Source organism: Microbacterium sp., assembly GCF_036566905.1.
GTDB lineage: Bacteria > Actinomycetota > Actinomycetes > Actinomycetales > Microbacteriaceae > Microbacterium.
The window spans coordinates 1-9,652 of the sequence record NZ_DATCVK010000074.1 but is presented as its reverse complement, the minus strand read 5'-3'; the positions used below and the strand labels follow the sequence as shown (position 1 = coordinate 9,652).

9 protein-coding genes are annotated in these 9,652 nt (G+C 71.6%); 4 read left to right on the top strand and 5 right to left on the bottom strand.

Annotated elements, in window-relative coordinates; translation table 11 throughout:
- The coding region (locus VIP82_RS06065) for a DEAD/DEAH box helicase (RefSeq protein ID WP_331906662.1) at positions 1-1,417 on the top strand (1,417 nt) is incomplete at its 5' end.
- 11 nt (positions 1,418-1,428) lie between these two features.
- Here VIP82_RS06065 and VIP82_RS06060 read toward each other — a convergent pair.
- The gene (locus tag VIP82_RS06060; RefSeq protein ID WP_331906660.1) at positions 1,429-2,091 is read right to left on the bottom strand and encodes a TetR/AcrR family transcriptional regulator; all 663 of its coding nucleotides are present in this window, start codon (positions 2,089-2,091) and stop codon (positions 1,429-1,431) included.
- A gap of 70 nt (positions 2,092-2,161) precedes the next feature.
- On the opposite strand from VIP82_RS06060, the gene VIP82_RS06055 reads away from it, so the two are divergent.
- A complete protein-coding gene (locus VIP82_RS06055) occupies positions 2,162-3,121 on the top strand; it encodes an alpha/beta hydrolase (RefSeq protein WP_331906658.1) in 960 nt (319 codons plus the stop codon).
- Between the two features lie 22 nt (positions 3,122-3,143).
- Here the strand turns inward: VIP82_RS06055 and VIP82_RS06050 are convergent, their stop codons facing one another.
- Positions 3,144-4,271 carry an Rv2578c family radical SAM protein gene (locus VIP82_RS06050; RefSeq protein WP_331906656.1) on the bottom strand — a complete coding sequence of 376 codons (1,128 nt, stop codon included), beginning with the start codon at positions 4,269-4,271 and terminating at the stop codon, positions 3,144-3,146.
- A gap of 119 nt (positions 4,272-4,390) precedes the next feature.
- Here VIP82_RS06050 and VIP82_RS06045 point away from each other — a divergent pair, with 119 nt between their 5' ends.
- The gene (locus VIP82_RS06045; protein ID WP_331906654.1) at positions 4,391-5,725 is read left to right on the top strand and encodes a M15 family metallopeptidase; all 1,335 of its coding nucleotides are present in this window, start codon (positions 4,391-4,393) and stop codon (positions 5,723-5,725) included.
- Between the two features lie 197 nt (positions 5,726-5,922).
- Complete coding sequence (locus VIP82_RS06040) at positions 5,923-7,086, top strand: acyl-CoA dehydrogenase family protein (RefSeq protein ID WP_331906652.1); 1,164 nt, start codon at positions 5,923-5,925, stop codon at positions 7,084-7,086.
- A gap of 87 nt (positions 7,087-7,173) precedes the next feature.
- Here VIP82_RS06040 and VIP82_RS06035 read toward each other — a convergent pair whose 3' ends face one another.
- The 3 genes from VIP82_RS06035 to VIP82_RS06025 all read right to left on the bottom strand — a co-directional run bounded on the left by VIP82_RS06035 (position 7,174) and on the right by VIP82_RS06025 (position 9,578).
- Positions 7,174-7,773: an ECF transporter S component gene (locus VIP82_RS06035; protein ID WP_331906650.1), complete on the bottom strand. Its 600-nt coding sequence runs from the start codon at positions 7,771-7,773 to the stop codon at positions 7,174-7,176.
- Positions 7,770-8,645 carry a siderophore-interacting protein gene (locus VIP82_RS06030; RefSeq protein ID WP_331906648.1) on the bottom strand — a complete coding sequence of 292 codons (876 nt, stop codon included), beginning with the start codon at positions 8,643-8,645 and terminating at the stop codon, positions 7,770-7,772. Before VIP82_RS06030 ends, VIP82_RS06035 begins: the two co-directional genes overlap by 4 nt.
- 81 nt (positions 8,646-8,726) lie before the next feature.
- Complete coding sequence (locus VIP82_RS06025; RefSeq protein WP_331906664.1) at positions 8,727-9,578, bottom strand: energy-coupling factor transporter transmembrane component T; 852 nt, start codon at positions 9,576-9,578, stop codon at positions 8,727-8,729.
- Positions 9,579-9,652: the final 74 nt, after the last annotated feature.

The following is a 9,652-nucleotide window of genomic DNA, read 5'->3' as shown; positions in this document are numbered from 1 at the left end:
CACGGGCACCGGGCGCGACGCGGCTTCTCGCGGGGATTCCGCAGGGCGCCGGGACTCCGGAGGTCCGCGCCGTGAGCCGGTCACGCGGCGGGACTCCGCGCCGCGCCGGGATGCGGCCCCGCCTGATTCCGGTCCACGCCGAGACGCGGCGCCGCGGCGGGACGCATCTCCCCGTGGTGGCGACGCGCCCGCGCGTCGCGATGTCGTCCACGAGAAGCTCGACGCCGATGCCATCGCGCCGACCGAGGGTGGGGACGCCACGTTCGGCGATCTCGGGCTCGGTCAGAACATCGTCAGGGCCATCGCCGACCTCGGGGCGCAGCATCCGTTCCCCATCCAGGCCGCGACGATCCCCGCGATCCTCGACGGACGCGACGTGCTCGCGCGCGGGCGCACCGGCTCCGGCAAGACCATCGCCTTCGGCGCGCCGCTCGTGGAGAGCGTGCTGCGGTCGCAGGCAGGACAGAGGCGCGAGTTCGGCCGCCCTCCGCGCGCGCTGATCCTCGCCCCCACGCGGGAACTCGCGCTGCAGATCGACGCGACGATCCAGCCGATCGCACGCAGCGTCGGCCTCTTCACGACGCAGATCTACGGCGGTGTGCCCAAAGCGCGGCAGCTCGGTGCGCTCAAGAAGGGGATCGACATCGTCATCGGCACACCCGGCCGGATCGAGGACCTCGTGGAGTCGCGCGCGCTCGACCTGTCGCAGGTGCGCGTCGCGGCGCTCGACGAGGCCGACCACATGTGCGAGCTGGGATTCCTCGAGCCGGTGCAGCGCATCATGCGCCGAACGCCGCGGGACGCCCAGCGCCTCCTCTTCTCGGCGACGCTCGACGGCGAGGTGTCGGCCCTGGTCGGCGAGTTCCTGACGGACCCCGCCGTCTACGAGGTGGCCGGCGAGACCCAGCGGTCGGGCACCATCGACCACCGGGTGCTCGTGGTCGACCACCGCGACAAGCGCGAGATCCTGCGCTCCCTCGTGGACCGCGACGGCAAGACGCTCGTGTTCACGCGCACGCGTGCGTTCGCCGAGATGCTCGCCGAGCAGTTCGACGAGGCCGGCATCCGCGCGCTCGCGCTGCACGGCGACCTCGACCAGGCCCGCCGCACCCGGAACCTCGAGAAGCTCACGTCGGGCCGCATCGACGTGCTCGTGGCGACGGACGTCGCGGCTCGTGGCATCCACGTCGACGACATCGATCTGGTGGTCCAGGCCGACGCGCCCGATGAGTACAAGACGTACCTGCACCGCTCCGGCCGTACCGGCCGCGCGGGCCGCGCGGGCACGGTCGTCACGCTCGTGACCCGGGCCCGCCGCGATCGCCTCGCCGACCTGCTGGAGCGCGCCGACATCGAGGCGCCGTTCGACGACGTGCGCCCCGGCGACGAGCTCCTGGAGGAGCTCGCCGGGCGCTGACGCCCGGCGGGCTAGGCGGCGCGAGCGGCGCCGATCGACGCGACGAGTTCAGGATCGGCGCCGAGCGACGTGAGACGCGCGCGCAGCGCGACCTCGGCGCGGCGGTACGGCTCGGCGCTCGCGTAGAGCAGCGAGCGGGTGTTCGCGGCCTCGAGGAATGACACCATCTCGAACGTGAGCTGCCGCGCGTCGTCGAGGAGGGGGAGTTCGCCGGCGGCCATCGCGTGCTCGATGCTCACCGTGAGGTAGTCCTCCCAGTCGCCGGATGCCGCCACGATCGCATCTCGGACGACGCCGGGTCTGGCATCGAATTCGACGGATGTCGCGGCGAAGAAGCATCCGCCGCTGAAGACGCGGTCGCGCGAGTACGCCAGCCAGTCCGCGAGCAGCGCGCACACGCGCACGAGGCCGCGCGGCGTGCGGGCGCGAGCCGGCGCGACGACCCGATCGATGAACACCTCTCGCGCGGCGGCGACGACGGCGAGCTGCAGCTGCTCCTTGGAGCCGAACAGCGTTGCGATGCCGCTCTTGCTGTGCCCCGAGGCATCCGCGAGTCGCCCGATCGTCAGGCCGTCGAGCCCGTCGACGGTCGCGGTGTCGACCGCGTGGGCGAGCACCGAGCGCCGTGATTCATCGCCACGGAGGCGACGGCGATCAACAGGTGCTTGTGCCATGGCGCCAGGTTACCGTACGATCGTTCGTATTCATAAGTACGATCGTTCGTATTCTTCGGAACGGAGCATCATGGATCTCGTCGTGACCGCCGCAGGGGCGACCGTTCGCGGTGTCGCCGCCGTCTCGCCGCGGTGGGGAGCCACCCTCGCGATGCCGCTCTTCGGCTCCGTGGCGAAGCCGCGGCCCGTCCGGCCGGACGACGAGGCCACGATGTGGCGGGCACGGCGGCGGACCGTGCGGATCGCCGGCGTCGATCGGCGCGGCGTCGACGTCGACACCTACGAGTGGGGCGGTGGCGCGCGCACAGTGCTGCTGTCGCACGGCTGGAACTCCCGCGCGAGCCAGTTCACGCCGCTCATCCGCGAACTCGTCGCCCACGGCTACCGCGTAGTCGCCTTCGACGCTCCTGCCCACGGCTCGTCCGCCGGCCGCCGGACCTATCTCGTCGACTGGCTCGACGTGTTCGCCGCACTGCAGCAGCGCTACGGCGCCTTCGATGCGATGATCGGGCACTCGTTCGGCGGCCTCGCGACCCTCGTCGGTGTCGCAGGAGGAACGGATGCCGCGCGTGTCATCACCATCGCCGCTCCGGCCGACGCCGACCTGCTGCTGAGCCAGTTCCAGGGCATGCTCGGCTACTCCGATGCGGTGTCGGCACGTATGCGCGAACGCTTCGCGACGCGCTACTTCCCCGGACAGCCCGATCCGTTCGCGTGGCTGTCGAGCGTGCGGCGCCCCCTCCCCGCGGAGGTGCCCCTGCTCGTCATCCACGACGAAGGCGACCGCATCGTGCCGTACGCCGAGGCCGGTCGCATCATGTCCGCGAACGCCGGCGGCCGTCTTCTTGCGACGACCGGGCACGGGCACAATCGCATCCTCGTGGCGGATGCCGTGCTCGACGCCGTGCTGGAGCACCTCGAGGTGCCGTCCGCCGCCCGCACCTCGCCCGCTTCTCCCGGTGTGCGCACGGCGACGGTCCTGCCGGCAGCCGCAGCCGGCGAACTCATCTCGGCATCCGTCGCGGCGTAGCGCGTCGAAGCGGGGTATCGGGTCAGAACAGCCGAGCGGTCGCCACTTCGCCCGGCGTGACGCGGGCCGGTGCCGCGCGCAGCGAGGCGGCCGCCGCGCGCCCTCGTGACGTCGTGACGATCGGTGGGGCGCTGCGGGCGTCGGCGCGATCGGCCAGGCCCGACACCGGTGCGCCGCGCGGACTCTCGTCTTCGGCGCTGCCGTCGAGACCGTGCACCCGAAGCAGCGGGCGCACGCGCTTGGCCAGCCAGGTGCGATAGGCCTTCGGCGCGGTGGTCGTCGCGCCCGGGTACAGCCCTCGGTAGGAGGAGATGAGTTCGGGATGCCGCTCCGCGAGCCACTGCAGGAACCATTGCTTGGCGCCCGGGCGCAGGTGGAGCGCGCCGTAGACGACGCGGACGGCGCCTGCCTCCTTGATGCGGGTGAGCGCGTGGTCGATGGCGGCGATGGAATCGGTGAGGTGCGGGATGATCGGCATCAGGAACACGGTGACGCGGAAGCCCGCCTCGGTCGCCGCCCGCACGGTCTCCAGCCGGGCGGTGGCGTTCGGCGTGCCGGGCTCGATGAGGTGCTGCAGCTCGTCGTCGAACACCGCTATCGACATCGCGAGGGTGACGTGCACGTCGGCCGCGGCATCCTTCAGCATGGGCAGGTCGCGCCGCAGCAGGGTGCCCTTGGTGAGAATCGAGAACGGCGTCCCGGATTCGGTGAGGGCCGAGACGATCCCGGGCATCAGCTTGTACCGCCCCTCGGCACGCTGATACGGATCGGTGTTGGTGCCGAGCATCACGGGATCGCGCTGCCAGCTGCCGCGCCGCAGCTCTTTCTGCAGCACCTCTGCGACGTTGACCTTGACCACGACCTGGGTGTCGAAGTCCCGCCCCGCATCGAGTTCGAGGTACTCGTGCGTCCCCCGGGCGAAGCAATAGACACAAGCATGACTGCAGCCGCGATAGGGGTTCACGGTCCAGTCGAAGGGCATGGCCGAGGCGCTCGGCACGTGATTGAGCGCCGACTTGCAGAGCACCTCGTGGAAAGTGACGCCGGCGAACTCGGGAGTGGTCACCGAGCGCACCAGACCGTTCAGCTGCTCGAGGCCGGGCAGGGCCGCGGCATCCGCCACACCCAGTTCCTGTCCCTGCCATCGCATGCATCCATGAGAACAAAGCTTCGAACTTAAGTCAAGGCGGTCCTGGATCCAGTAGAACATCACCCGAGCGGATGCCGGTTCGCTGGCCAAATCGCGCCGTCGCGACCAGAATGGCAGGCGTGACGGAGCCTGGCCGGCTCGCTACCCCCCGAGCCGCCCCCGAGACTCGTCGTGCCGCCCGAGCGATGCGCGAGGAGGCCGAACGGCGTGCCCGGGCGGCCGATACCCCGCCGCCCGCCGACGCGTTCGTGGCCTTCGAGCTGCCCAGCGAGGAGTTCGTGCCGACATCGCTCTCGGACGCGGTGCCGGCTGCCCTGCCGCCTGACCTCCGCCCGCTCGTTCCGGCGCCCGCGGCGGCGAACACGTCGCAGCGAGGCGCTTCGGCAGCGCGCGAAGTCCCGCCGCTGCCCCCGCGCTCGCGAGGCCGCCTCACCCGGCAGCACCGTCCGGTCTCGAGCGAGCGTCGGGCGGCTCGCGGCGCTGAGCTGCTCGTGGTCCATGAGGACGCATTGCCGGTGCAGCACGCCCGTCCCCGCCGCTTCACCCGGAGACTGGTCGTGGTCGCCGGTCTCGCCACCGGCGCCGCGCTGCTGCTGGGATCGGCCGCGATGACCGCGATGATGCTGCCCGCGGTCTCGCCGAGCGGCGCTGACGCCGCGCTGTCGATGACGGTGGAGCCTCAGCACGTCGACCAGCTCCCCGTGCCCCAGGTCGAGCAGTCGCCGCCCGCCGCCGACATCTGCACGCTGCCCGACGTCGTGGCGGCGGTGCAGGCGGGCGATGACCAGGCCGCGATCGTGGCTGCAGGCGGAGGCGAGGCGTTCCGCGCCGCTGTCGTGGAGGGCCGAGCCCCCTGCGTGAACCTGGGCGACTCCGCGCGCATCTGGACCGTGGTCGACAAGATCCGGCCCACGAGTCCCATCGACTACCGCCCGAGCGGACTGGTGCTGCCCGACGGGGTGCGCAACGTCGAGGGCGGCGCCCTGCGTTCGGACGCGGCAGCCGCTCTCGCCTCGCTGGTCACGGGTGCGCGCTCGGCGGGGGTCGGCGAGATCGCGCTCGAGAGCGGGTTCCGGTCGTACCAGACGCAGCAGGAGACGTACGGGCGCCACTTCGCCGAGCGCGGCGAGCGGGCCGACCAGGTCAGCGCCCGCCCCGGTTACAGCGAGCACCAGCTGGGCCTCGGCGCCGACGTCGTCGCGTGTGCCGGCGCCTGCGGCACGCTCGACGAGCTCGCGGCGACGGCCCAGGGCCAGTGGATCGCCGACCATGCGTGGGAGCACGGCTGGATCGTCCGCTACGTCGAGGGCGCCACGCCGGTGACCGGGTACCTCCCTGAGCCGTGGCACCTCCGCTACATCGGGCCGGAGCTCGCGAAGGCGTACCACGACGGCGGATGGACGTCGCTCGAGGAGTTCTTCGCCCTCGACCCGGCGCCCGCGTACCTCGGCTGACGGCCCCGGCGCCGCGAGCCACCGCCGTCGACGCGCGACGAGGCAGGCGCCCCGCCCGGACGCGATGCGGCGCGCGGCTGCGGCATCCGCTCGGCTGAAACTGAGTACCATATGCGGTGAGATGCAATTCCAACCGGGGAACCATCTCCGCAGACTCGACCTCAGCGACGAGAAGACAGACGAGAGGAAGGCGCACCATGGAGCGCGACATCTACGACGAGGACCACGAGGCGTTCCGCGACGTCGTCAAGGAGTTCGTCAAGCGCTACGCGTCCGAGGAGAAGCGCAAGCAGTGGGAGGCCGCCGGCGAGATCGACCGTGCCACCATGCTCGCCGCCGGCGAGGCCGGCGTCATCGGCCTGTCGGTGCCTGAGGAGTTCGGCGGCGCCGGCATGCTGCAGGACTACCGCTTCCGCTCGATCGTGCTCGAAGAGACGATCGGCGTCGGCCAGGGCTCGCTCGCGGGCGCCCTGGGCATCCAGGACGACCTCGCGGTGCCGTACATCGTGCACATGGGCACGCAGGAGCAGAAGGAGAAGTGGCTGCCGGGCATGGCGACCGGCGAGATCCTCGGTGCCCTCGCGATGACCGAGCCGGGTGCCGGCTCCGACCTCCGCGGCATCAAGACCACCGCGAAGAAGGTCGACGGCGGCTACATCGTCAACGGCGCCAAGACGTTCATCTCGTCGGGCAAGACCGCCGACATCGTCGTGACGTTCGTCAAGACGGGCGAGGGCAACCGCCCCGACGCGTTCAGCCTGCTGATCCTCGAGGACGGCATGGAGGGCTTCGACCACGGCAAGAAGCTCGAGAAGATGGGCTTCCACGGCTGGGACACCGCCGAGCTGTCGTTCACCGACGTCTTCGTGCCCGAAGCGAACCTCATCGGCGGCAAGGAGGGCCTCGGCTTCATCCAGCTCATGATGAACCTGCCCCTCGAGCGCCTCTCGATCGGTGTCGCGGCGGCCGCCGCCGGCGAGGCCGCGTTCGTGTGGACGCGTGACTACACCCTCAGCCGCGAGGCGTTCGGCGAGCGCATCGCCGACTTCCAGAACTCCCGCTTCAAGCTCGCCGACATGGCGACCACCGTCGACGTGATGTGGGCCTACGTCGACCGCGCGATGATGCTCTACAAGGACCAGAAGCTCACCGCCGAAGAGGCCGCGAAGGTCAAGTTCTGGACCACCGACCGCGAGGCGGAGCTGCTCGACATCGGCGTGCAGCTGCACGGCGGCTACGGCTACATCACCGAGTACCCGATCGCCCGCGCCTACCTCGACGCGCGCGTGCACCGCATCTACGGCGGCACGAACGAGATCATGCGCGACATCGTGAGCCGCCAGATCGTCGGCAGGCGCTGACGCGCCCCTGAACGACGGATGCCGCGGCCCGGCCCTCACGCGAGGGCTCGGGTCGCGGCATCCGCCGTTACGCGTGCGGCCGGTGTCTCACACGAGCGTCGGGCGGCGGCGGGCCAGCTTCGCGACGCCGGCCTTGCGCAGGCGGTCGGCGACGAGGATGCCGAGCGCGACGCCCGCGACGCAGCTGGCGATCGTGAGCGCGAAGAACGTCACCAGCGCCCACGGCTGCATGGCCGTCAGGTTGAACGACGCCGCGGCGAAGATCGGATAGACGACGCCGACGAAGACGGCGCCGGCGTAGTACTGCCACGTGCGCCAGGAGCGGTAGAGGCCGACGAGGAACGCCAGCTCGGCGAAGAACGCCCACCACACGGCCGCGCCGAGGAACGGGAAGACCACGAGCCCCGAGATGACCCCGACGAGGATGCCGGCCAGAGGGCGTTCGAGCAGTCGCAGTGCGACGGTCGCCGGCAGCAGCCACAGGCCCGCGATCGCGACCGAGATGAACGGGACGGTCGCGAACAGCACCGTCGAGATCCAGCCGGCGCCCCAGAGCATGACGCCGCCGGCGACGCCGATCGCCGCACAGGTCAGCAGGTACGCGGTCGTCACGCGACCCCGGTTCGACCGGGTCGGCGCGGGTGCGGGCGTCATGCGGGCGTCGGTCGTTCCGTCCGTGCCGCTCACGAGTGGGCCTCCGCCGTGACGCGCTGAGACTTCGGAGCGGGCGACGCGACGCCGACGCGCCAGTAGCCGCAGAAGCTCACGTGATCCTTCGAGACGCCGCGCTCGCCGACGAGGTGGCGGCGACCCTCGGTCGCCAGGGCCTGCTCGCCCACGACGTACGCATGGAACGCGGCATCCGGAAGGGAGGCGTCGCGGAGAGCCTGCAGCGCGAGCCTGCCCGGCGTCGCATCGTGGTCGCGCTCGATCCAGCGCACCGTGATCCCGACGGGATGGGGGAAGTCCAGCGCGTCGTCGGCCGACGGCACCTCGATGATCGCGAGCCCCGTCGCGTGCGAGGGCAGTGAGGCGCAGATGCCGGCGATGGCCGGCAGTCCGGTCTCATCGGCGACGAGCACGACTCTGTCGGTGCCGCGGTCGGGGTTGAACGTCAGGCCCTCGTCGATGATCACGACGCTCTCGCCAGCGCGGCAGGACTCCGCCCAGCGCGATGCCGGCCCGGCCGTCCCCTCGGCGGCGGAACCGTGCAGCACGAAGTCCACATCGATCTCGGCGCCCGCGTCGGCGGTCGCGGGACGGTACGCCCGCACCGTGTAGTTGCGCACGACCGGTCGCACGCCGTCGGGGATGCGGAGGTACTTGAGGTACCCGAACATCTTGTTCGCCTTCGCGGGGAGGCGGTCCAGCCCCTCGTCGCCGCCGAGGGGAAGGAAGAGCCGGAACCACTGGTCGTAGCCCATGGGGCGGAACCTGTCGATCTCTGCCCCGCCGAGCGTGACGCGCAGCCAGTGCGGCGCGAGGCGCTCGGTGCGCAGCACCTGCAGGTGCACGAGGCCCTGGGTGTCGGGTTTGACGAGTCGGGGGACCGGTGCCATGTCAGTGCTCCTTGTCGAGAACGGCGGGGGTGTCGAGAACGGCTGGCGCGCCGAGGACGGCGGGGGTGCCGAGGGCGGGGGTCATGACAGACCCCAGGGGAAGAACGCGGCGAACAGTGCGGCCGACACCGCCCAGAAGGCGACGATGAAGACGGTGTCGCGCACGCGCCACGGCACGATGTACCGCTCGGTGCGGTCGGGATGCGCGCCGAACGCGCGGGCATCCATCGCGAGGGCGACGCGTTCGGCGTGACGGATGGCGCCGGCCATGAGCGGGACGACGTACCCGAACCAGCGCGCGGCCGCCGCGATCGGGCCACGTCCGCCGTGCGCGCCGCGCACGCGGTGCGCCTGGCGGATGACATCGAGCTCGTGGCCGAATCGGGGCACGAAGCGGAACGCGGCCAGCGCCGTGTAGCCGATGCGGTAGGGGACGCGCAGCTGCTGCACCGTCGCCCGCACGAGGTCGGGGCCCGTCGTCGACAGCCCGGCGATGAGGGTCAGGGCGACGATCGCCGACAGGCGCAGGCCCGTGGCGGCGCCTACTGCGAACGCGCCGCCGTACATCGTCCAGCCGCCCAGCTGCCACACCACCACGGACTGGTCCACGCGCGAGGGGTCGGTCCACAGCGCGAACCCGAAGCCGATCACGAGAGCGCTGACGGGCAGCGCCAGGAACAGCACTGCCGCGAGCCGTCTCGTGAAGTCCACGCCGATCAGCAGCACCGCATACGCCAGCAGAAGGAACGCGGCGGGGGTGGCGGCATCCCGGACGAACACCAGCAGCGCCATGGCGGGCAACGGGGCTGCCAGCTTCGCCAGCGGGTTGAGCCCGTACAGGAAACGGACGGCGGATGCCTGCACCCGCGGCGCGTACGGATCCACCGACGAGTGGGTGGCCGTCGCGGCGGTGAGCGGGCCGGTGTCGGTCATGCCGCGCCTCCGGGGACGCGCGGGGCGGCCGCGGTGGGTGCGGGCGCCGGTGGCGTCGCCGTCGCGGTGGGGAG

Bases quoted from the DNA above. Each gene is read 5' to 3' on its own strand.
- VIP82_RS06060 (WP_331906660.1), bottom strand. From the start codon at position 2,091: ATGGCACAAGCACCTGTTGATCGCCGTCGCCTCCGTGGCGATGAATCA.
- VIP82_RS06055 (WP_331906658.1), top strand. From the start codon at position 2,162: ATGGATCTCGTCGTGACCGCCGCAGGGGCGACCGTTCGCGGTGTCGCC.
- VIP82_RS06050 (WP_331906656.1), bottom strand. From the start codon at position 4,271: ATGCGATGGCAGGGACAGGAACTGGGTGTGGCGGATGCCGCGGCCCTG.
- VIP82_RS06040 (WP_331906652.1), top strand. From the start codon at position 5,923: ATGGAGCGCGACATCTACGACGAGGACCACGAGGCGTTCCGCGACGTC.
- VIP82_RS06030 (WP_331906648.1), bottom strand. From the start codon at position 8,645: ATGGCACCGGTCCCCCGACTCGTCAAACCCGACACCCAGGGCCTCGTG.
- VIP82_RS06025 (WP_331906664.1), bottom strand. From the start codon at position 9,578: ATGACCGACACCGGCCCGCTCACCGCCGCGACGGCCACCCACTCGTCG.